The sequence below is a fragment of the Streptomyces justiciae genome (assembly GCF_015163075.1).
GTDB lineage: Bacteria > Actinomycetota > Actinomycetes > Streptomycetales > Streptomycetaceae > Streptomyces > Streptomyces justiciae.
This window is the reverse complement of the sequence record NZ_JADDXU010000003.1, coordinates 719,348-741,210: the sequence shown is the minus strand read 5'-3', so window position 1 is coordinate 741,210 and position 21,863 is coordinate 719,348. Positions and strand designations below refer to the sequence as shown.

Sequence of the window (21,863 nt, the reverse complement as noted above, 5' to 3'; positions counted from 1 at the left end):
TTTGACCTGTGTGCACTCGGCAGGATTCGAACCTGCAACCTTCTGATCCGTAGTCAGATGCTCTATCCGTTAAGCTACGAGTGCTTGTTTTGTTTTCCCGCCGTTCCTTGCCCTTCCGGGCCGCTCGCGGCGACAGGAAGAACATTACATGACTGCCGCCGCCATGTGAAATCCGTTTGCCGCACCCCTTGTGACCTGCGGAAACACCGTCCAGGGGCCCGTAGAGACAACGACGAAGCCCCGGTCCGGGGACCGGGGCTTCGTGATCAAGCGCGGAGGCGGAGGGATTTGAACCCTCGATGGGCTTTAAGGCCCAAACCGCATTAGCAGTGCGGCGCCATAGACCGGACTAGGCGACGCCTCCAGCACAGCCGCCCGCGCGAGCGCGAGTGGTGCGTGCAGATGATGACACAGTCGAGCGTGGTGTCACCAATCGCCTCCCACGGTACTAGGCAGGCGGGCCGCAGGGCAAAGCTCTTCTCGCCGTCGCCGGGCCGTGCCGCAACCGGCCGGGGCGGGCGGCGTTAGTCAGGTCATGTCCCTGTTCCGGAAGTCCCGCGCCCCGTTCGCCCGGCTGCTCGTCGCCGGCGCCTCCTCCCTCGTCGCCGTCGGCTCCCTGGCCGCCTCGCCCGCCGCCGCCCTGGACCGCATGCCGCCGCCCGCCCGCGACGACCTCGGCACCGGCGACCACCTCACCGTCACCGTCCGGAACGCCGGCGGCGGAAGGGACGGCACCTTCGAGCTGTATTGCCACCCCGGAGGCGGCACCCACCCCGACGCCGGCCGCGCCTGCGCCGCGCTCGACCGCGGCACCCACTGGGGCAAGGACGCCTTCGCCCCCGTACCCGACGACAGCCTCTGCACCATGCAGTACGGCGGCCCCGCCACCGCGCATGTCACCGGGACCTGGGCCGGGCGACCCGTCGAGGCGACGTACGACCGCAGCAACGGGTGCGAGATCGGGCGGTGGGACCGGATGGTGCCGCTGCTGCCCGACCTGCGGGCGTGAGGCCATGGCGAGAGGTCGCGTACACCCGTCGTGTTCGCACAGGCATTTCATGGCGGAATCAGCGGGGACGTGAAAACGGCGCGAGGGTCCCGCGGAGACGAAGCGAGAGGTCGCGGGATGCGGTCACACGTTCTGCGTCACTTCGTCGTGCGACCTCCCTCTCATCCGGGGCCGCGCGCGCAACCGCAGCCCTTAGACTCCCTCGCGTGACACGCTGCGGACCGGTTGGCAAGATGGCCCGAGCGGTCGGCAAGGTGCGGTAACAGGGAGGAAGCGTCTCGTGAGCAGCAGGCCATCCCGAGGCGCTGCTCGCCTCGCAGCCATACTCGACGCGCTGCCCGACGCGTTGGTGCTGGTCAACGCCAATGGGACCGTCGTCAACGCCAACACGATCGCGCTGGAGGCCTTCGAGGCCCCGGGCACCGCGCTCGTGGGGCGCGGGCTGCTCGATCTGCTGCCCGAGTTCGACTCCAAGCTGATCCCGGGCTCCATGCGGCGGCCCGACCACATGGACCCGGCCGGGCGGACCAAGCCGACGCGGATGATCGCGCGCCGGACCGACGGGGTCGAGTTCCCCGTCGAGGTCACCAGCGCCAACCTGGAGAACGGCCAGCAGGCCTACGACAGCTACGGCTACAGCGGCGACGAACTGCTGATGCTCGTCGTACGCGACCTCACCGGCACCGTCGACACCGAGGCCGAGCTGGCCCGCTCCCAGCGCCAGACCGAGATGATCCTGCGCGCCGCCGCGGAGGGAGTCGTCGGGACCGACACCGACGGGCGGATCGTCCTCGTCAACCCGGCCGCCGCCCAGATACTGGGCTACCGGGCCAGCGACCTCGGCGGACGCGAGCTGCACGAGCTGATGCTGCACTCGCGCGCCGACGGCACGCCCTTCCCGTACGAGGAGTCCCCGCTCGCCGACACCCTGCGCTCCGGGCGCAAGCACCGGGTGCGCGGGCAGGTGGTGTGGTCGAAGAAGGGCGAGAAGGTCTCCGTCGACCTGACGACCGCTCCGGTACGGGACGGCGACCAGCTCGTCGGCGCCGTCATGACCTTCACCGACCGGCGGCCGTACGACGCGCTCGCCGAGGAGAAGGCCGCCGTCGAGAAGCAGCATGCGGACGAGCTCGAACGGCTTTCGGAGGAGCACGCCTCCGAACTCACCGCGCTGCGCCAGAAGCACGTCACCGAGGTCGAGGAACTCCAGGAACGGCACGCGGAGGAACTCGCCGCCGGCGAGGAGCGGTACGCCGCCCTCGGCGAGCGCGAGAAGGACCGGTACGAGGCGCTCGCCGGCCGGCACGAGCAGCTGCTGACGCTGCTCGGCGCCTCCCTGCGCGGTCCCCTCGACGAACTCCGCCGCGAACTGGCCACCCTCGCCGCCGACGACGCCGGGCAGTTGTGGCCCGAGGCCAACCAGGTCCTGCACCACCTGTCCGCCGGGTACTCGCGGATCACCCAGCTCATCGACAACGTCCTCGCCTACCAGCGGCTCGACGCGGGCACCGACGGCATCACACGGACCAAGGTGATGCTCGACGCCGTCGTCGCGGCGGGCGTCGAAGGGGCCGTCGAGCTCATCGGGCCCGGACGTGTCCAGTTCGCCGTGCACGCGCCGCCCATCGAGGCCGAGGTCGACCACTCGCTGCTCGCCCGCGCCCTCGCCCACCTCGTCGCCGACGTCGCCGGCGTCGACGCGACCGGTAACGCGCCCGTCTCGGCGGGCGGTTACATGGACAACACCGTCGTGGTGGCCGCCGCCCAGCGCGGTGAGGTCGTACGCATCGAGGTGCGCGGGCCGTACGCCGGGGGAGACCCGGTGCACGAGCCGATCGTGCGCGGGATCGTGCGGGCGCACGGTGGTGTGCTCCAGACCCATGAAGTGCCGGGGATGAGCGGGAGCGCGTACGTCCTTGAGGTGCCGATCGGGGGTGGGGCGGGGGCCGTTCCGGCCGCTGCCGCTGCCGCTGCCGCCGCTGGGCCGGCCGCGATCGAGGCGGCCCCGGAGGCCACCGAGGGGGGCGGGCGGCGCCGGGCTCGGCGGGCGTCGACGGACGCGTTCCTGGAGAGCGAGGACCTGGCCGAGTCGGACGGCTCCGCCGAGGGCTCGGGTGAGGGCGGTGGCGCCGGGGGCGACGCTCCGGCCGGCGTTCCGACCGGGCGGCGCAGGAGGCGTACGGCGGAGGAGGCGACGCCGGTTACGGCGGGCCAGGCGGCTCAGACGGCCGAAGAGTCCGCGTCCGCGCCCGCGTCCGGGGGTACCGGGCGGCGGCGGGGGCGGCCTGCCGAGGTTGCCGTTGCCGGTGGTGAGGTGGCCGCGGGTGCGGCCGCGGCCGTTGCCGCTGGTGCCGGTGTCTCCGAGGGTGCCGTCGTGACCGCCGCCGAGCATGCCGCGGGGACCGCGGCTGTGGGCAGTGGGCTGGGTGGGACCGTACCGCCGCGGGGAGTGCCGTCGCAGGGGGTGCCGCCGCAGGGAGTCTCCCCGCAGGGAGTGCCTGTGGCTGCGCAGCACGCGTTGCCGCCGGCGTTGCCCGCCGTGGCGTCCGGGGACGGGGCCGGTGGGGAGGCTCAGCCGACCGGGCGTCGGCGCCGCGCCCTCGCCGCGGCGAACGAGCGTGCGGCCGCGCAGGAGGCGGGGCCGCGTGCGGTGTTCGCGCTGCCGCCGGCGGAGGCGGACCGGGGGCCCGAGGTGGCCGGGGGCGAGGTGCCGGGGCAGGTGGCCGAGGTGCCTTCGCAGGTTGCCGGGCAGCCTCAGGTTCCTGGAGCACCGCAGGTTGCCGGGCAGCCACAGGTTGCCGGGGCGCCTCAAGTTCCTGGGCAGTCTCAGGTCGCCGGGACACCTCAGGTTCCCGGGCAGCCGCAGGTGCCGGTGTCCGCGCCGGTTCCGGCTCAGGGGACGGGGGCCGCGCCGGTTTCGGTTCCGGCTCAGATGCCGGTTCCGGCTCAGATGCCGGTTCAGGCTCAGATGCCGGTTCAGGCTCAGGCTCAGGCCGCGGTGCCTCCGCAGGTGCCCGGCGCCCAGGTCGCCGTACACGTTCCCGGGCAGGCCGTGCCCGCCGGCGGGCTGGTCGACGACGGGCGGCACGACGCGGTGCCGCACGATCAGTCCGAGGACCACACTCCGCCGCAGCCGCATCCCGCGAGCGCGCCGACCGGTCGGCGTCGGCGGGCCGTGGGTCAGCCGGCGGAGACCGTCGGGGCGACGCCCGCGCCGGGCGTTCCGGCGCAGCAGCAGGCGACCACCGCAGCGCAGGGCGTTCAGGCGACCGCGGCTCCGGGGCAGCCGGTGTCCGCTCAGCCGGTGCCGGCGCAGGGGGTCGCTCCTGGCGCGGCCGCTCCCACGTCCCCGCAGAACGCCACCGGTCAGACCGCGTTGCCCGCGCAGGCGTCGGCTCCGGCAGCCGCTCCCGCGCAGCCGCTTCCGGCGGAGGCCGCCGCGTCGCAGGCCTGGGCCGGCACCGAGGGCGCAGGGGTTGCCGGGGTTGCCGTACCGGCGAACGGCGAGGGCGTCCCCGTACCGCCGAACGCGCCGCAGCCCGTGCAGGCCGCCGGCACTCCCGCGCCCGGCACGCCGTTGCCGCCCGAGGCCGGTGCCGGTGCGGCGCAGGCGCGTGCCGCTCAGCCGCTGCCTGCCGAGGCCGCTGCGAGTGCCACCCCCGCCGCTCCCGTCGACCCGAACTCCACGCAGGGGCGGGCCATCAGTGTGCGGACGCTGGGGCAGGGGGTGCCGTTCACGCGGCAGGCCGCCCAGGTGCAGCAGCCGCAGGCCGCCACGCCGGCGCCGCATCAGCCGGGCGGTTCCGGACGGCGCCGCAAGCTCGGCACGCCGCCCGACCCGGCCGCCGGTCGGCCGCACCCCACCGCGGAGGCCCCTGCGGCTGCGGCCGCGCAGCCGTCGCTCGCCGGGCAGTCGCGGCTCGCGCAGATGACCGAGGGCACCGGACGGTCGTACGCCATAGGGGCGCCGGACGAGAACGCCGCCGAGGGACCCGAGCCGCTGGACGGGCCGGGCGGGGCGGTGGAGGTCGCCGATCCGCCGCGGCCGCAGCCGATGGACGACGAGCTGCCGCCGGAGCCGCTGGACAACCCGCGTCGGCTGCTGGTGTGGCCCGCGCCGGACGTGACGACCCAGCAGGCGCTGAGCGACCGCGGCTATCGGCCCGTCATCGTGCACTCGCGCGAGGAGGTCGACGCGCAGATCGCCGCCTTCCCGGCCGCGCTGTTCGTGGACCCGCTGACCGGGCCGATCACGCGGACCGCGTTGCAGTCGCTGCGGGAGGCCGCCGTCACCGCGCAGGTGCCGGTGATGGTGACCGCGGGGCTCGGGCAGGCGACGCGCGAGGCGGCGTACGGCGCCGACCCCGCCGTACTGCTGAAGGCGCTCGCGCCGCGGGACAGTGAGCAGCATCCGCCGCGGGTGCTGCTGATCGAGGAGCACGCGGAGATCGCGCTGGCGCTGACGGCGACGCTGGAGCGGCGCGGGATGCAGGTGGCGCGGGCCGCGAGCGATGCCGACGCGGTGACGCTGGCGGGGCAGTTCCGGCCGAACCTGGTGGTGATGGACCTGTTGCAGGTGCATCGGCGGCAGGCCGGGATCGTGGACTGGCTGCGCGCGAACGGGCAGCTCAACCGCACCCCGCTCGTCGTCTACACCGCCGCCGTCGACCAGGCCGACCTGCCGCGGCTGGCGTCCGGGGAGACGGTGCTGTTCCTGGCGGAGCGGTCGACCAGCGCCGAGGTGCAGGCGCGGATCGTGGACCTGCTGGCACGCATCGGCACCAACTGAGCCTTTTTGCAGGCCAGTTGGTGCCGACAGGGGTCTTCTAGAGCTTGGTGACGTCCAGGGTGCCCTCCGCGTACTGCTTGCGGATCACCTTCTTGTCGAACTTGCCCACGCTCGTCTTCGGGACCGACTCGATGACCGTCCAGCGCTCCGGGAGCTGCCACTTGGCGATGTGGCCCTCGTCGGCGAGGAAGGCGCGCAGGGTCTCGAAGGTCGCGGTGGAGCCCTCCTTGAGGACGACCGTGGCGAGGGGGCGCTCGCCCCACTTCTCGTCGGGTACGGCGACCACGGCGGCCTCGGCGACGTCCGGGTGGGACATCAGCGCGTTCTCCAGCTCCACCGAGGAGATCCACTCGCCGCCGGACTTGATGACGTCCTTGGCGCGGTCGGTGAGGGTGAGGAAGCCGTCGGGGGAGATGGTGCCGACGTCGCCGGTCTTCAGCCAGCCGTCCTCGCTGAACTTGTCGGCGGGGCGCAGGGGTTCGGCGTCCGGGCCGTTGTAGTACGCGCCCGCGATCCAGGTGCCGCGGACCTCCAGCTCACCGGCCGACTCGCCGTCCCAGGGCAGGCGCTCGCCGCCGGGGCCGGTGAGGCGGGCCTCGACGCCGGCCGGGAAACGGCCCTGGGTGAGCCGGTACGCGAACTCCGCGTCCGTGCCGACCACATGGGCCGGCGGGCGGGCGATGGTGCCGAGCGGGGAGGTCTCCGTCATGCCCCAGGCGTGGCAGACCCGCATGCCGAGCTTGTCGAAGGCCTCCATGAGGGAGGGCGGACAGGCCGAGCCGCCGATGGTGACCTGGCCGAGGGAGGAGACGTCCCGGGGCTTGGCGGTCAGCTCGGCGAGCAGGCCCTGCCAGATGGTGGGCACGGCCGCCGCGTGCGTCGGCTTCTCGCGCTCGATCATCTCGGCGAGCGGCGCGGGCTGGAGGAAGCGGTCCGGCATCAGCAGGTTCACGCCGGTCATGAAGGTGGCGTGCGGCAGGCCCCAGGCGTTCACGTGGAACTGCGGGACCACGACGAGGGAGGTGTCCTGGTCGGTCAGGCCCATCGACTGGGCCATGTTGACCTGCATGGAGTGCAGGTAGATCGAACGGTGGCTGTAGACCACGCCCTTGGGGTCGCCCGTGGTACCGGAGGTGTAGCACATGGCGGCGGCCTGGCGCTCGTCCAGCTCCGGCCAGTCGTAGGTCGTCGGCTTGCCCGCGAGCAGTTCCTCGTACTCGTGCACGCTCGCGTGGGAGCCCTCGAGGAGCGAACGGTCGCCGGGGCCGGTCACCACCACGTGCTCCACCGTCTTCAGGTGCGGGAGCAGCGGGGCGAGCAGCGGCAGCAGCGAACCGTTGGCGATCACCACCCGGTCGGCCGCGTGGTTGACGATCCACACCAGCTGCTCGGCCGGGAGCCGCAGGTTCAGCGTGTGCAGGATCGCGCCCATGGAGGGGATCGCGAAGTAGGCCTCGACATGCTCGGCGTTGTTCCAGGCGAGGGTCGCGACCCGATCGTCGTCGGCGACACCCAGGTCATCACGGAGCGCGTGCGCCAGCTGGGCCGCGCGGGCGCCGACCTCGGCGAAGGAGCGGCGGTGCGGCTCGCTCTCACCGGTCCAGGTGGTCACCTGCGATGTGCCGTGGATCGTGGACCCGTGGGTCAGGATCCTCGAGATCAGCAGCGGTACGTCCTGCATGGTGCTCAGCACGGCGTCCTCCCGGGGCGACATTGCCTACGCGGTAGTAAGGGTTGGGCTGATTCTGCTCACATACCGCGCGGTATGTCACTAGTGAACGGTGATCGATCACGTCACGTTGCGTTCACAGCGGGGCGGCGCTACCGGGAGAGCCCGTCACAGACCCCTAGCGGACCAGGCCCAGCTCCGGGTCCTCGCGCAGTTTGCCCAGCGCTCGCGACACCGCCGACTTCACGGTCCCCACCGATACCCCGAGCACCTCCGCCGTCTGCACCTCGCTCAGATCCTCGTAGTACCTCAGGACGACCATCGCCCGCTGCCGCGCCGGCAGCTTCATGATCGCCCGCCACATCGCGTCGTGCAGCGCCTGCTGCTCCGCCGGGTCGTCGCCGCCGGGCAGCGGCTCGGGCTCCGGGATCTCGTCGGTCGCGAACTCGTCCACCTTGCGCTTGCGCCACTGCGACGTGCGCGTGTTCAGCAGCGCGCGGCGCACATAGCCGTCGAGCGCACGGTGGTCCTCGATCCGCTCCCAGGCGACATACGTCTTGGTGAGCGCGGTCTGCAGCAGGTCCTCGGCATCGCTCGGGTTCGCGGTCAGCGACCGGGCAGTACGCAGCAGCACCGGTTGGCGTGCCTTCACGTACGACGAGAAGGAGGGGTACGTCGCATACGGGCGGGTCTGCCTCGCCGGTACTGCGGCGTCCGAAGCGCTGGTGCAGACGGGTGTGGTCATGGCTCAACGCTAGGAGCGAGGGGGCCTCCGGCTCATCGGCCGCAGGTCCCGAAGACGACTCCGCCTCAGGTTGTAGGGGTGGGGGTGGCTCCACCTCCTGAGGGTGGACGAGGGGGTGGGAACTACTGCGGGATGACCCCTGGGGGCTCGTCCCAGGGAGGCATGGGGGATGGCCTCGGGAAGGTCGTCCCGGGGAGGCTGAGGGATGGCCTCTGGGAGGTCGTCCCACGGCATGAAACGGGCGTCATCCGTCCGCCGTGAGCACCAGCCCCGACGTCGGTACTCCCGTCCCCGCCGTCACCAGGACCCGGCGGGCCGAGGATATGGGGTTCACAGCCGTCCCCCTGATCTGACGCACAGCCTCCGCCATTCCGTTCATCCCGTGCAGATACGCCTCCCCCAGCTGTCCCCCGTGCGTGTTCAGCGGCAGTCTCCCCTCCGCCACGAACTCCGCCGCCTCCCCCTTCCCGCAGAACCCGAACTCCTCCAGTTGCATCAGCACGAACGGCGTGAAGTGGTCGTACAGGATGCCCACGTCGATGTCGGCCGGGGTGAGGCCCGACGTCCGCCACAGCTGGCGGGCCACCACCCCCATCTCCGGCAGGCCGGTCAGGTCGTCGCGGTAGAAGCTGGTCATCTGCTCCTGGGCCCGGCCCGCTCCCTGCGCGGCAGCGGCCACGACGGCTGGCGGGTTCGGCAGGTCCCGCGCCCGCTCCAGCGAGGTGACGACCAGGGCCTGGCCGCCGTCCGTCTCCTGGCAGCAGTCGAGGAGGCGGAGCGGCTCGACGATCCAGCGCGAGGCGGCGTGGTCGGCGAGGGTGATGGGGCGGCCGTGGAAGTACGCCGCCGGGTTGGTCGCCGCGTGTCTGCGCGCGGTGACGGCCACCGGCCCGAAGGCCTCCGGTGTCAGGCCGTACGTGTGGAGATAACGCTGGGCCGCCATCGCCACCCAGGACGCCGGCGTGAGCAGCCCGAACGGCAACGACCAGCCGAGCGCGACGCCCTCCGCGGAGGGTTCCCGGTGCTGCACGCCGGAGCCGAAGCGACGCCCCGAGCGTTCGTTGAAGGCGCGGTAGCAGACCACCACCTCGGCCACGCCGGTCGCCACGGCCAGCGCCGCCTGCTGGACCGTCGCACAGGCCGCGCCGCCGCCGTAGTGGACGCGGGAGAAGAACGACAGCTCGCCGATCCCGCAGGCCTGGGCGACCGTGATCTCCGGGCTGGTGTCCATCGTGAACGTCACCATCCCGTCCACGTCGGCCGGCGTCAGCCCGGCATCGTCCAGCGCGGCCCGCACCGCCTCGACGGCCAGCTTCAGCTCACTGCGGCCGGACTCCTTGGAGAACTCCGTGGCCCCGACACCGACGATCGCCGCCCGCCCACCGAGGGCATCCCGGGTGCGCACGCTCATGCGGCACCTCCTGCGGGGGCGGTTGCCTCCGAGGGGCCGGCCGTTGCCTCCGAGGGGCCGGCGGTTGCCTCTGAGGGCACGTCGGCTGCTTCTGAGGGCACGTCGGCTTCCGAAGGGACCGTGACCGTCACCGTGCCAGTGACATGTCTGCCGATGCCGTTCTCCCCGATCACGCGGACCGTCGCCGTGGCGCCGCCCGAGGCCTCGGCGACCTCCTCGACCGTGCCTCTCAACACCATCGTGTCCCCCGGGTAGTTGGGCGCCCCCAGCCGGATGGCCACGCGGCGCAGTACGGCCGTCGGGCCGAAGTGGTCGGTGATGTAGCGGCCGACCAGGCCGTTGGTGGTCAGGATGTTCATGAAGATGTCGGGGGAGCCCTTCTGCCGGGCCGTCTCGGCGTCGTGGTGCACGTCCTGGTAGTCGCGGGAGGCGATGGCCCCGGCGACGACCAGGGTTCGGGTCACCGGGATCTCCAGCGGCGGGAGTTGCTCGCCGGGTTTCATGCGGTCCTCCCCTCGACGGCGACGCGGCTCTCCTCGGCACGGAAGACCGGGAGCACCAACTCCTCGTCGTACACCTGGAATTCGAGCCGCACCGGCATACCGATCCGCACCTCGTCGTACGGCACCCCGATCACGTTGCTGATCATTCGCACGCCTTCCGTGAGCTCTATCAGGGCGACCGCATACGGAGGGTCGAAGGCCGGGAAGGGCGGGTGGTGCATGACGACGTACGAATAGACCTCGCCCGTCCCGCTCGCCTCGACCGTGTCCCACTCCGGGTGTCCGCAGGTGGCGCAGCCGGGCAGCCAGGGGTGACGCAGGGTGGAGCAGGCGGTGCAGCGCTGGATCAGGAGACGGCGCTCGCGAACGCCCTCCCAGAAGCCGGCGTTGTCGCGGTTGACCACGGGGTGGGGGCGCGGGGGGCTCTTGTGCGGAGCCGTCTCCTGCCGCGCCCCCTCCTTCCCTCGTGCCGGTGCGTACTTGAGGATGCGGAAGCGATGGGTGCCGGCCAGCGCTGGGCCCACGCGGATGTCCATGCGGGTCGTGACGAAGTAACCCGTGCCGAGTTTTGTCGTCTTGCGGTCGGACACGGACTCGATGACCGCGTCGAACGTGATCTCGTCGCCGGGGCGCAGCGGGCGGACGTACTCCTGCTCGCAGTCCGTGGCGACGACCGAGGTGCAGCCCGACTCGTCGAGGAGGGTGAGTAGTTCGTCGTACGCCGACGAGCGGCCCGTATGACCGGAGAGGCCGCCCATGGTCCATGCCTGGAGCATGGTGGGGGGCGCTATGGCGTCCGGGCCGGTGTACGCCGGGTTGGTGTCGCCCATGGCCTCGCACCAGTGCCGGATCATGGGCGCGTTGACGGGGTCCTTGCCGGCGGCGGAGACGGCGGCGGCCTGTCCCTCGTACGCCTTCAGTCGCCTGCCCAACTCGTCGTCCGCCCGCCGCTCGTGTGCCATGGACCTCAGCCCCCTCTGTCTTTCTCGTCCCCGCCGTCCCGCCCGTCGCGTTCTGTCATTTCTGGTACACCGCTGCCGCCGCCCGGGTTCCCACCAACCGGCCACGAACTTCGCGAAGATTTCTGACTGTCCGTCAGATAGCAGGAGCTGTCAAGGTCATCGGCGGCAAGGACCACGCCGCCCACCCCACCCATGCGAAAACGGCTGCGCGGTGGCGCCGAAGCACCACCGCGCAGCCGTACGCCCACCCCTCGGAGCACACCCGTTTGACCAGGCCGGCCGACCCCCCGGTCGGCCGACCTTCCCTTCAGTTCACGTCCTCAGCTCACGCCTTCGGCTCACCACCACAGCGGGGTGAAATGGACGGACGTGTTGTCGTTGCCCTGATTGATGGCCGTGAACGCGGAGCCGTTGACCTGGGCGGTGTTGCTCTGGTTCGTGGCGCCGGAGCCGACCGCGTTCTGCTGCGTGGTGGACGAGTTGCCGTTGTTGGTGCCGCCGACCCCGCTGCCGACGATGCTCGCGACACCCGCGTTCGATCCGTCGTCCGCGAAGCCGCCGTTGTCCGCCGCCGCGACGCCGGTGAACAGGGCCGCGGCGAGCGGAAGGGCGGAGACGGCGGCGATGACGCGGGCGGTACGGATGCTTGCCATGTTTCTTCCTCCAGAACCCGGCCTCTTGAGCCGGAAGTACGTCAAGTAAGGCTGTTTCCAAGGCAGTTGGCCGACCACCTCGGTGTCGTTCACGACGTCGCGAGACCAGAGTTGCCCACCGAATCCCCGGCGAACCACCCCGGAAGCCCCCATTCCCCCTGAAGCGTGAGGACAAGTCGATAAACCCCTTTCGCGATCTACAGCATCAGACCAGCCTGGTCGGGGCATGTCCGCCCCAAGCGCCGCAAGAGGTGAAGCGTTCCGGCGGTTTTCCGGCCAATCCGCCCCGCCCGGCGAGTCGCCCCCGAACTCCCTTCCCTTTTTCGAACACTCGTACGAAAATGGAGGCATGGCCACCACAGACCGGCAGGCCACGACGCTGGCCCTCGCACACGCCCTGTCCGCCGCCGAACGCGGACTGGCCGTCATCCCCCTGTCCCGGACGAAGCTCCCGGCGCTGCGCTCCCCGCACCGCGACGAACCCCAGACCCCCGAGGCCTCCGCCGCTTCCGCCGCCTCCGGGAGCCCCGAGCCCGCACCGAACCCGCCCTGCCACGGCGAGTGCGGCCGCTTCGGGCACGGGGTCTACGACGCCGCCACCGACCCGGCCCGCATCCGCGAACTGTTCGCCGCGGCCCCCTGGGCGACCGGCTACGGCATCGCGTGCGGCCTCCCGCCCCACCATCTGATCGGCGTCGACCTCGACACCAAATCCGGTACGGACTCCTCCGCGGCCCTGCGCGAACTGGCCCTGCGCCACCTCTTCACGATCCCCGCCACGGTGGTCGTGGTGACCCCGAGCGGCGGCCGCCATCTGTGGCTGAGCGGCCCGCCGGACGTGGTCGTCCCCAACTCGGCCGGCCGGCTGGCGCCCGGCATCGACATCCGCGGCGCCGGCGGCTATCTCGTCGGCCCCGGCTCCCGCACCGACCACGGCGTGTACGCGACGGCCCCCGGCACGGCCCGCCTCGCCCCCGCGGCCTGCCCGCCGGCCCTCCTGCGCCTCCTGCTCCCGCCGCCCCGCACCCCCCACCACCCCACACCCGCGTCCACCGGCGACCACGGACAGGGCCTCGTCCAGTTCGTGCTCGCCGCGCACGAGGGCCAGCGCAACACCCGCCTGTTCTGGGCGGCCTGCCGCGCCTACGAGGACGGCATCGGCCCCGCCCTCGTGGACCCCCTGGTCGAGGCGGCCCTCAACACCGGCCTCTCCGAACGCGAGGCCCGCGCCACGATCGCCTCGGCGGCCCGCATGACGGGACACCGGCCGTAGTCGGTCGTCGCACCCATCAGCGGCCGTCGCACACATCAGCGAAGGAGCCGAGGGAACCGAAGAACCGAAGAACCGAAAGAACAGCGCGAGCCGGGGCGCCGGCCGGAAAATCCAGAGGAACACCCATGCACCGCCGCCCTAGAGTCCCGACCATGTCCCTGGCCCGCATCGTCCTCACGTCCGGCCGCAGCGTCGACCTCTCCGAGCTGCGGCTCTCCTCGACCTACGGCGGAATGCTCGAGGGCTACCCCTGCAAGCTGGTCAACGAGATGAAGATCCAGGGTCTGTTGCGGTCGGCCGCTCGGGAGTTCCCGAGTTCGCCGGTCCACCTGGTCCCGCCGCCGCGCGAGTACCCCGACCAGTACGCGGGAGGTTTCGGTCCGGTGGAGGTCATGCCCTCGGTGGCCTGCGTGGGCAGCTTCCGCTCCCACGCCCTGAACCCGTCCCATGACCCGGTCCTGTACCGATCGGCCCTCACGGTCATCTGGTTCCAGCCGACGACCCAGGTGCCGTCGGGGTGCGATGCCGAGGACGGGCTCCGGGACGTGGCGTGGGAGGAACTGGCAAAAGATCACGAGCTGTAGCGGGTGCGGCTCGTTTGACCCGGCACCTGACGGGCAATCACGTCATTCCAGACGTACGGGCCCGTGCCGTGCCCTACTGTGTGGGCCAGCTTGGGGGCAGTGACCGGGGGCGCGCACGGTGCACGGGGGTGCCCGGTTCGGGGGTGCGGTGTGGCTGATGTCGGGCGATTCGATGTGTTCGTGTCCTACGCGCACAAGGACGGCGCGTGGGCGAAGACCCTGGCGGAGAACCTTCATCGGCTGGGCCTCGATGTATGGCTGGACCAGTGGGAGATGGCCGGCGGCCGGCTCGTGGCGTCGCAGCTGCAGGAAGGGCTGGCGAACGCCGACGCCGTGGTGGCCGTCGTCAGCCCCTACTGGATCGAGTCCGGGTGGTGCGGCGAGGAGTTCGCCGCCGCCATGACGGGCGCGGTGGAGCAGGGCAAGCGCCTCATCCCCGTCGTGGTCGGAGAGGCGGAGTTGCCGCCGTTCATCGCTTCCCGGCTGTACGTCGACTTCCGCGAGTGGGCTTCGTCTGACCAGTACTTGGATCTCGTACGACAAGTGGAGCAGGCGGTACGCAGGAAGCCGTCGGCGCAGCGCCCCGGGAGAGGCGAGCCGCTGGTGGTGCCCGACTCGGTGATCTACAGGCCGGACGGGCCCACCCGGGCGGAGTTACGGATCGGCACGGACTCGGTGTGTTTCAGCGCTGCGGGCCAGGAGATCTCCGTGCCGCAGGGCGGCGACGACGAAGAGCTGCAGCAGCGGTTGGGGACGCTGCACCGGGCCCGCGCCGCGGCCTTGGAAGGCGTACCCACGCGACGGCTGCTCATGGAGACCGCCGCATTGGGAGGGCCTGCGGGGGCGCTGGCCGTAACGGGGAAAGTACTCGGCGAACGGTTCGCGGGCGGCGCGGTCGCGGCGGCGATGGTCGAGCATGAGCGACTGGCCCGGGCCCGTCATACGTCGTTGCGAATCGGGCTCGCGGTGGACGACCCGGAGTGGGTGGATCTGCCGTGGGAGACCCTGACCGTCCCGGGTATGGCGCGCCCGCTGGTGCTGTCGGAGCAGGTCGAGCTGTATCGCACGGTGCGTGGCGAGTGCTCGCCGGTCGCGGTGCGGGTGCCGGGGCCGCTGCGGATTCTGGCGGTGGTGGCCAGTCCGGAGTCGGGCGGGGGTGAGCTGCTCGACTACGAGCTGGAGCTGGGCCGCATCCTGGACGCGGTCGACCCCGCGCGCTCCCGGCAGGGTGCGTACGTACGGGTGCTGAACTGGGGCAGCGTGGCCGAGATCCGGACAGCCCTGGAGCAGGAACGCTTCCACATCCTCCATCTGTCCTGCCATGCCGAGCCGGGTGTCCTGCTGCTGGAGGACGAGCGGGGCAAGGCGGACGAGGTCGACGCGCAGCGGTTCCTTGCGGAGGCGCTGCCGAGCGATCGGGGAGTTCCGCTGGTGGTGCTGGCCGGTTGTTCGACCGCGCGCGCTCCCGCACAGCAGCAGAACGCCTCGGGCACCGATCCCGCCGCCAGCGAGGAGGGCCGGGTACGAGCCGGTCTCGCGCGCGAGTTGCTGGCGCACGGCGTCCCGGCGGTGCTGGCGATGACCGACTCCGTCACGGACCACTACGCCACCGAACTCGCCGCGGAGATGTACCAGCGGCTGGCCCGCGCCGAACACCCCAACCCGCTGACCGCCCTCTCCCAGGCCCGCCGCGTGCTGGAGGCGCGGCGCTTGCAACTGCCGGACCAGGACCCGCGCGCCGCCTGGCCCGAGTGGGCGACCCCGGCACTGTTTCTGGCCGGGCCGCCCTTGCCGCTCTTCGACCGGGCGCACAGTGCCGATCGGGTGCCGGTGCCGGCGGAAACCGTGCTGGACGAGGGCATGGTGGTGCGCAAGGTCGGCGATTTCGTCGGCCGCCGCGCCGAGCTGCGCGGCCTGCTGTCCGCGCTGCGTGACCCCGACCGGGCGGGAGTGCTGGTGCACGGCATGGGAGGCGTCGGCAAATCGACCCTGGCGGCCGAACTGCTGCACCACTACGAGACGCACGACCAGGTGATCGTGCCGGTCTCCGCCGCCACGACCCGGACGGTCGACGCCGTTCTGGAGACCCTGCGCCAACGCCTCCTGGCGTACTGCCTGGTGACGGAGGATCTGCCGGAGACGGACCCGTTGCGGCGCGTCCCGGCGGCCCTGGCGGACGCGAGCTCGCCCTGGCGGGACCGGTGGCAGCTGATCCGTCAATTCGTCCTGCCCCGAGTGCGTCTGCTGATGATCGTCGACAACGCCGAGGACCTCCTGGACCCCTCCTCGTCCGACGACGACCGTCAGATGAAGGACGCGGAGTTCGCGGAACTCCTGGCCGCGTGGACCGAGGCAAGCCCGCGCACCCGGCTGCTGATCACCAGCCGTCACCCGTTCCAACTCCCCCGACAGGCCGACGAACGGCTCCTCGCCCATCATCTGGGGCCCCTGTCCCTGGCGGAGACCCGCAAGCTCATCTGGCGCCTGGACGGCCTGGCCGCCCTGAGCCCAGCCGACCAGCGGCGCGCGTACACCGACGTCGGCGGCCACCCGCGCGCCCTGGAGTACCTCGACGCGCTGCTGCGCGGCGGCGAAGCCCGGTTCCCCGACATCGCCCGCCGTATGGAGAACGCGCTGAAGGCCCGCGGCATCCCTGATCCCAAGCGCTGGCTCGCGGGTGCCCGAGGAAATCTGGACAGGGCGTTGGCAGAGACCGTCACACTCTCGGTAGACGACGTGCTCCTCGACAGCTTGCTCAGTCGGCTCGATGACGTGCCTGGAGCCCGAGTGCTGCTGGACGGCATGACTGTGTATCGCATGCCGGTCGATCTGACCGGAGCGGCGTGGCAGCTGTCTGGGCCCACTACGGCGCCTGAGCTAGACGCCGCTCTTGTACGGCGCCTTGAGGCTGTGGAGGCGCGCATCGCCGAGGACCAGGCGACCGAAGCTGGGCCCGAAAGCTGGGATGACGTACCGCCCGAGTTGGTCAGGGCATACAAAGCCGCCTGGGAGGAACTCCATCGGCCCCCGGTCACCCTGGATGACCAGGCAGCCAACGCGCTGAAACGACTGCTGTTCCTCGGGCTGCTCTCCCCGGCTCCCTCACCCCAGGACGAGCCGGGCAGCACACCCACCGGTTTCACGGTCCACAACTGGACCGCCGATGCTCTTCGCCGACGTGCCCACCCCGACGACCTCAAAGCCGCCCACCGTCGGGCCGCCGCCTACTGGCAGTGGCGGGTCAACGTATGGCCACAGTCTCGCGTCGAGGACATCAACCAACTCATCGAGGTACGTGACCACCATCACCAGGCCGACGACCACGACCAAGCCGATTCTGTCACTCAGGGGGTGTGCGATCAGCTGCACACTTGGGGTGCCTGGGGCTGGGAACAACACCTCATCGAGGAAACTCTCGGCTGGGTTCCGAGCCGTTCCCGCTCCGCCTCCGCCTACATCCACCAGCTCGGCATCATCGCGCAGCAGCAGGGGGACTACCAGCAAGCCGAAGAACGCTACCGCGCCTCCCTCACCATCGACGAAGAGCTCAGCGACCGCGCCGGCATCGCCAGCGTCTACCACCAGCTCGGCAGGATCGCGGAACTGCGGGGGAACTATCAGCAAGCCGAAGAACGCTACCGCGCCTCCCTCACCATCAACGAAGAGCTCAGCGACCGCGCCGGCATCGCCAAGAGCTACGGCCAACTCGGCAGCATCGCGGAGCTGCGGGGGGATCACCAGCAAGCCGAAGAACGCTACCGCGCCTCCCTCACCATCCACGAAGAGCTCAGCGACCGCGCCGGCATCGCCATCACATTGCACCAGCTCGGCATCATCGCGCAGCAGCAGGGGGACTACGAGCAAGCCGACGAACGCTACCGCGCCTCCCTCACCATCAACGAAGAGCGCGGCGACCGCGCCGGCATCGCCATCACATTGCACCAACTCGGCATCAACGCGGAGCTGCGGGAGGACTACCAACAAGCCGAAGAACGCTACCGCGCCTCCCTCACCATCCTCGAAGAGCTCGGCGACCGCGCCAGCATCGCCGACAGCTACCTTCAGCGGGGTGTACTCCGCACCAAGCAGCAACGCCCCGCAGAGGGCATGTACTACACACTCCAGGGTCTGTCGCTTCAGCTGGAGATCGGAAGGCCACCCAAAGTGGCCCTCTACTGCCTCCAGGAGCAAAGAGCCCTCCTCGGCGACGACGCCTTCCGCTCCCGCCTCAACGACCTGCTGGCAGACGACGCACTAGCAACAGCGCTCATGGACGCCACACAACCCCAGCAGGAAGACACCGCCCCCACAGGCCAGCCGTAGCCCGCCCCGCGCCCCTCCAACACACAAACGACCCCCGACCAACACCAGGTCAGGGGCCATTCGCACCACTCTGAAACTCACCGCGGAAGCGGTGGGATTTGAACCCACGGTGACATCGCTGCCACGACGGTTTTCAAGACCGTTCCCTTAGGCCGCTCGGGCAACCCACCTCGGCCCCGTCCCACCTGCGGTGGAGCGGCTACCGCCTACCGGCCTTCGGCTTCCCACGGGGCTCATGGTCCACACGGGGTCCACTGCCTCCTACCCAACGCAAGATCCTTCCGCATCGCCGCTTGGGCCAAGGCTCACGCCGACACCGGGCAGCCTATGGTCGTACCGACCGCATCGGTCGCCCCTGGTTCCCGCGCCCGTGGCGGCAGAGCGTGGACACTGGTGCGCCTCATCCGGACCACGCGCACAACAGCCGGCCGCTTCTCCTCGACCTGGCCACGTAGAACGACGGCTCCAAGGTGTGGGCCTCTGCGCAGGTCTCCACAGCAACTGCTCGCCGATACAAGGAAGTCCGGTTACGCCAAGGTCATCCCTGATGTCACACCTCACAGCTACCCTGATGTGATGGAGCGCCTTGCCGTACAAGATCACCAGGTGCTGGTTCTCGCAGCGGGAGACACGGTCGCCGCCCGCAACAACGCCAAAGGTCATCTATTCGAGAGCTTCGTTGCACTCCTGTTGCACGAGTACGGCTATGAGGCGCCCACAACAAGCGACCTGAATGTGCATTCCGACAGCATCGAAATTGACATCACGGCCACAAGCACGATCACGCGCCAAAAGGCGGTAGTGGAGTGCAAGGCTTACACTTCCAACGTCCGCGCACAGGCATGCACATCGTTTCTCGGGAAACTTCAGTTGGCGCGATACGAGGGAGATGACAACGTCTTCGGATACTTTTTTGCCCTACCGCGACTTGTCACCGAAGGTGAAGAAGTGGCAAGAAAGGCGATGGCCAAGGACAAGCTTTTCAGGTACTTCAATGTCACGGACGTAGTCGACCTCCTAAAAGGGAGGGGCCTGATAACAGATCCGCCCACAGAAAGCCAGACCGCCGCAAATCTATTTAGCGATCCAGCGGTCATCATCACCCAATACGGTATTTACAGCTGCGCTAAATCCCTAGACAGTGAAACACATCGCGCTGACTCAGTCCTAGTCTGGGCTGTCGAAGGCAAAGTTGTACCCGACCCGGTTGTCGAACTATTGGAGGGAGACCCCTACGCAACGGGCCTTACCATCCGAACCGCCCAGAGTGAGGGAACGCGTGTAATTCCCACCGCACACGAAGAAGATACCCTTCCGACAATTGTGCGAGTTAGAGGAAGTTCCGAGGATTTCGAATACCAACTGCCGGCTTCGCCTGAGTATTTCGTGGGGCGGGGATCAGCAGTTCAAGACTTGGAGACGTTTGTTAGTCAGCACAAAGGCTCCCTCGTCCTTAACGCACAGTCTGGCTGGGGTAAAAGTTCGCTCGCTCTGCAGCTTAAGAAGATCGTAGAAACTCGTGGCGGATACGCCATTGTTGTAGACAGCCGAACCGCTACGTCTGCACGATTCATCAGTGAAGTACTTCGAGTAGCCGCGTATGAAGCGGAAGCGCTGGACATACTCGAACTGCCGACGGACTGCTCGTGGGCGAGCTTGGCCAGTGCCGTATGGACTCTCCAAAGAGCAAAATGGACGAACGAATCCAAGCCCTTCCTGGTATTCTTTGATCAGTTCGAAAACGTGTTTCAAGATCAACGAATGACTCAAGAGTTCAGGGACCTGACACTCATGGTTCGGGACTCAGAGATTCCGGCTCTCGTTGGTTTTGCTTGGAAAACAGACCTTGTGGCGTGGACGGAATCTCATCCATTCAGACTTCGTGACGAAATTAGAAGTAGCAGCACTTTCATTTCAGTAGGCCCCATGAGGGCACGCGAGATCGAAACTCTCCTCCGTCGTCTGGAGAAGAAGCTTGGCACATCGCTCTCTCGCGACTTGCGACAGAGGCTCAGAGAGTATTCTCAAGGACTTCCATGGCTGTTCAAGAAACTGAGCGGCCATATCATCCGAGAACTGCAGGCGCGGCAGAAGAGCCAGGAGCAACTTGTCAGCGAAGCCTTGAACGTGCAGAGCCTCTTCGACTCCGACCTTTCCGGCCTATCCCCCGTAGAGAATGAGGCGCTTCGCCACATTGCAAGATTCGCCCCAGTATCCGCCATTGAAGTCACGGAGAGATACAACAGTAGTGCCATCCAATCTCTACTCGACTCGCGCCTAGTTGTCGCCCTGGCTGGAAAGCTGGATACATACTGGGACACTTTCAGGGACTTCCTAAACACGGGCCGGGTGCCGATCGAAGACTCCTACATCGTCCGCCAAAGCCCACGCGCCGTGGCAGAGTTGCTCTATGCAGTTTTGGCAGCAGGAGGAGACGCCTCCGTCAGTGACCTTGCCAATGAACTTAATGTAAGCACCAAGGTCATTTATAACCGCTCACGCGAACCTCGACTCTTCGGATTGACCGCCTACGAGCCGAACCGAGTGAAGTTGCTGGATGAGGTGCTTCAAGCAGTCGACATTGAAGCAGAGATGAGGCGGAGGGTCGCTTCTGCTTTGAGGAGAAATAGGGCTTACTCGGCGTTCCTTGGCCTTGCTGAGCGACATGGTGACAGAGTCACCGTTTCCATGTACTCACGGGAACTAACCAATGTCTTTCCCGCCGTAGAGGCCCAGCCGAAGTCCTGGTTGGAGTACGCCCGTTCCTTCGCGATGTGGTTCCATTATGCTGGACTAGCAATCATGGATAGCGACCAACTCCAAGTCCCTCCGGATGGCTATGTACCCGCCGTCACTTTACGCGGAGGGCGCACACAGAGCAGAAATGGTGAATCCTTCACGCTGCGTACACCGAAGAGTGCTTTTGATCTTCTTAGGCAGTTGTCAAGCAGCCCGATGACAGCCCGCCAGTACAGTGCGCTTCCACGGACTCAGCGTCGAGCGGTGACTGAACTTCTGACCTTGAACCTCGCTCGCCAATTGAATGGCGATATTCACATAACAGATGGCATAATTGATAGCTCTGGGCAAGTGATTCCAACAAGAATTCTTGCGGCTCTGCAACGACTTGCTGGTGGCGCTCCGGCCTTGAATTTGATCCAAAGCGACCCCCAGGTAAGCAACTACCACTTGGGACTCGCTATCCAAAACGCTATTGGCGCTACATGGGGAGAGTCGACCACATCGAAAGTGGGCAAAGATTTTCGGGCTTGGGCTAAGAGAGCAGGTATACAGGTTCTGCGCGCTCGGGGATTTGACCCGTCCACAGACGAAGAGGAGACATTTCGCCTATTCTAAATCACGTGGACGGGCCCGAGTAAGCCGAGTGTCTGCACCGCTTTAAAAAGCGCCATTGTCTACATCATGGGTGCGGTTGACCGCAGGCTCACGTCACCTCGGTCTAATGAGGTCAGCCCAGGTACGGCCGCTCCCGCTGTTCCAGGAAGTGCTGAATCCGTAGCCTCTGGGTGTGGTGCATAGGTAGCTTGGCCAGTTCCTCAGCCGGGACAAACCGCAGCTCCGTGGACTCGTCCGAGATCGCGAGTCGGCCGCCAATCACACGGGCGGTGAAGCAGACATTGAACTGTCGGCGCACCTCACCGTCCGTGTAGGCGATGACGTGGCGAGGGTCGGTGTATGTCCCGACGAGCCCGGTGATCTCCACGTCCAGGCCCGTTTCCTCCTTCACCTCGCGGACGGCCGTTCCCGGGAGTGAGTCGGTCATCTCCATGCCTCCACCAGGGAGCGCCCAGAGATCGTTGTCCCGGCGGCGCTGAAGGAGCACGCGCCCTTCGTCATCGGTAACCACAGCAGACGCGGCGACCACCAAGCTGTTCGGCTCAGGTGCCGCCGGGTCGTCGTAGTACTCGGTCCTTGCCATGG

At 68.8% G+C, this 21,863-nt stretch carries 13 protein-coding genes and 3 tRNA genes; 6 read left to right on the top strand and 10 right to left on the bottom strand.

Annotated features, from left to right (window positions below; translation table 11 throughout):
- Positions 1 to 11: 11 nt before the first annotated feature.
- A tRNA-Arg gene (locus IQ210_RS11715) sits at positions 12 to 84 on the bottom strand.
- Between the two features lie 189 nt (positions 85 to 273).
- A tRNA-Ser gene (locus IQ210_RS11710) sits at positions 274 to 364 on the bottom strand.
- A gap of 171 nt (positions 365 to 535) precedes the next feature.
- Between IQ210_RS11710 and IQ210_RS11705 the strand changes: the two genes are divergently transcribed.
- Complete coding sequence (locus IQ210_RS11705; RefSeq protein ID WP_194078830.1) at positions 536 to 1,009, top strand: SSI family serine proteinase inhibitor; 474 nt, start codon at positions 536 to 538, stop codon at positions 1,007 to 1,009.
- 280 nt (positions 1,010 to 1,289) lie between these two features.
- Complete coding sequence (locus tag IQ210_RS11700; RefSeq protein WP_194078829.1) at positions 1,290 to 5,798, top strand: hybrid sensor histidine kinase/response regulator; 4,509 nt, start codon at positions 1,290 to 1,292, stop codon at positions 5,796 to 5,798.
- Positions 5,799 to 5,835: 37 nt separating this feature from the next.
- Here IQ210_RS11700 and IQ210_RS11695 read toward each other — a convergent pair whose 3' ends face one another.
- The 6 genes from IQ210_RS11695 to IQ210_RS11670 form a co-directional block, all read right to left on the bottom strand.
- The gene (locus IQ210_RS11695; protein ID WP_194078828.1) at positions 5,836 to 7,512 is read right to left on the bottom strand and encodes a long-chain fatty acid--CoA ligase; all 1,677 of its coding nucleotides are present in this window, start codon (positions 7,510 to 7,512) and stop codon (positions 5,836 to 5,838) included.
- Between the two features lie 133 nt (positions 7,513 to 7,645).
- Entirely contained in the window at positions 7,646 to 8,212 is a 567-nt protein-coding gene (locus IQ210_RS11690; protein WP_194078827.1) for a SigE family RNA polymerase sigma factor, read from the bottom strand.
- Between the two features lie 244 nt (positions 8,213 to 8,456).
- Positions 8,457 to 9,623, bottom strand: a complete 1,167-nt coding sequence (locus IQ210_RS11685; protein ID WP_194078826.1) for a lipid-transfer protein — start codon at positions 9,621 to 9,623, stop codon at positions 8,457 to 8,459.
- Positions 9,620 to 10,126, bottom strand: coding sequence for a MaoC family dehydratase (locus tag IQ210_RS11680; RefSeq protein WP_194078825.1), 507 nt, complete (start codon positions 10,124 to 10,126; stop codon positions 9,620 to 9,622). The genes IQ210_RS11685 and IQ210_RS11680 overlap by 4 nt, the downstream gene beginning before the upstream one ends.
- Positions 10,123 to 11,088 (bottom strand): bifunctional MaoC family dehydratase N-terminal/OB-fold nucleic acid binding domain-containing protein, encoded by a 966-nt coding sequence (locus IQ210_RS11675; RefSeq protein WP_194078824.1) that lies wholly within the window; start codon positions 11,086 to 11,088, stop codon positions 10,123 to 10,125. The genes IQ210_RS11680 and IQ210_RS11675 overlap by 4 nt, the downstream gene beginning before the upstream one ends.
- Before the next feature lie 338 nt (positions 11,089 to 11,426).
- Positions 11,427 to 11,741: a hypothetical protein gene (locus tag IQ210_RS11670; protein ID WP_194078823.1), complete on the bottom strand. Its 315-nt coding sequence runs from the start codon at positions 11,739 to 11,741 to the stop codon at positions 11,427 to 11,429.
- A 349-nt stretch (positions 11,742 to 12,090) separates the two neighbouring features.
- On the opposite strand from IQ210_RS11670, the gene IQ210_RS11665 reads away from it, so the two are divergent.
- The 3 genes from IQ210_RS11665 (at position 12,091) to IQ210_RS11655 (ending at position 17,921) form a co-directional block, all read left to right on the top strand.
- Positions 12,091 to 13,014 carry a bifunctional DNA primase/polymerase gene (locus IQ210_RS11665; RefSeq protein ID WP_194078822.1) on the top strand — a complete coding sequence of 308 codons (924 nt, stop codon included), beginning with the start codon at positions 12,091 to 12,093 and terminating at the stop codon, positions 13,012 to 13,014.
- Positions 13,015 to 13,166: 152 nt separating this feature from the next.
- Positions 13,167 to 13,598 carry a hypothetical protein gene (locus IQ210_RS11660; protein WP_194078821.1) on the top strand — a complete coding sequence of 144 codons (432 nt, stop codon included), beginning with the start codon at positions 13,167 to 13,169 and terminating at the stop codon, positions 13,596 to 13,598.
- A 180-nt stretch (positions 13,599 to 13,778) separates the two neighbouring features.
- Entirely contained in the window at positions 13,779 to 17,921 is a 4,143-nt protein-coding gene (locus IQ210_RS11655; protein WP_194078820.1) for a tetratricopeptide repeat protein, read from the top strand.
- An 83-nt stretch (positions 17,922 to 18,004) separates the two neighbouring features.
- On the opposite strand, the gene IQ210_RS11650 is transcribed toward IQ210_RS11655, so the two are convergent.
- Positions 18,005 to 18,093: transfer RNA gene (locus IQ210_RS11650), tRNA-Ser, on the bottom strand.
- Between the two features lie 404 nt (positions 18,094 to 18,497).
- On the opposite strand from IQ210_RS11650, the gene IQ210_RS11645 reads away from it, so the two are divergent.
- Positions 18,498 to 21,278, top strand: a complete 2,781-nt coding sequence (locus IQ210_RS11645) for an nSTAND1 domain-containing NTPase (protein WP_194078819.1) — start codon at positions 18,498 to 18,500, stop codon at positions 21,276 to 21,278.
- 112 nt (positions 21,279 to 21,390) lie between these two features.
- Here the strand turns inward: IQ210_RS11645 and IQ210_RS11640 are convergent, their stop codons facing one another.
- Positions 21,391 to 21,861 carry an NUDIX domain-containing protein gene (locus tag IQ210_RS11640; RefSeq protein ID WP_194078818.1) on the bottom strand — a complete coding sequence of 157 codons (471 nt, stop codon included), beginning with the start codon at positions 21,859 to 21,861 and terminating at the stop codon, positions 21,391 to 21,393.
- Positions 21,862 to 21,863 lie beyond the last annotated feature (2 nt).

Bases quoted from the DNA above. Each gene is read 5' to 3' on its own strand.
- IQ210_RS11705 (WP_194078830.1), top strand. From the start codon at position 536: ATGTCCCTGTTCCGGAAGTCCCGCGCCCCGTTCGCCCGGCTGCTCGTC.
- IQ210_RS11695 (WP_194078828.1), bottom strand. From the start codon at position 7,512: ATGTCGCCCCGGGAGGACGCCGTGCTGAGCACCATGCAGGACGTACCG.
- IQ210_RS11690 (WP_194078827.1), bottom strand. From the start codon at position 8,212: ATGACCACACCCGTCTGCACCAGCGCTTCGGACGCCGCAGTACCGGCG.
- IQ210_RS11685 (WP_194078826.1), bottom strand. From the start codon at position 9,623: ATGAGCGTGCGCACCCGGGATGCCCTCGGTGGGCGGGCGGCGATCGTC.
- IQ210_RS11680 (WP_194078825.1), bottom strand. From the start codon at position 10,126: ATGAAACCCGGCGAGCAACTCCCGCCGCTGGAGATCCCGGTGACCCGA.
- IQ210_RS11675 (WP_194078824.1), bottom strand. From the start codon at position 11,088: ATGGCACACGAGCGGCGGGCGGACGACGAGTTGGGCAGGCGACTGAAG.
- IQ210_RS11670 (WP_194078823.1), bottom strand. From the start codon at position 11,741: ATGGCAAGCATCCGTACCGCCCGCGTCATCGCCGCCGTCTCCGCCCTT.
- IQ210_RS11665 (WP_194078822.1), top strand. From the start codon at position 12,091: ATGGCCACCACAGACCGGCAGGCCACGACGCTGGCCCTCGCACACGCC.
- IQ210_RS11660 (WP_194078821.1), top strand. From the start codon at position 13,167: ATGTCCCTGGCCCGCATCGTCCTCACGTCCGGCCGCAGCGTCGACCTC.
- IQ210_RS11645 (WP_194078819.1), top strand. From the start codon at position 18,498: ATGGAGCGCCTTGCCGTACAAGATCACCAGGTGCTGGTTCTCGCAGCG.
- IQ210_RS11640 (WP_194078818.1), bottom strand. From the start codon at position 21,861: ATGGCAAGGACCGAGTACTACGACGACCCGGCGGCACCTGAGCCGAAC.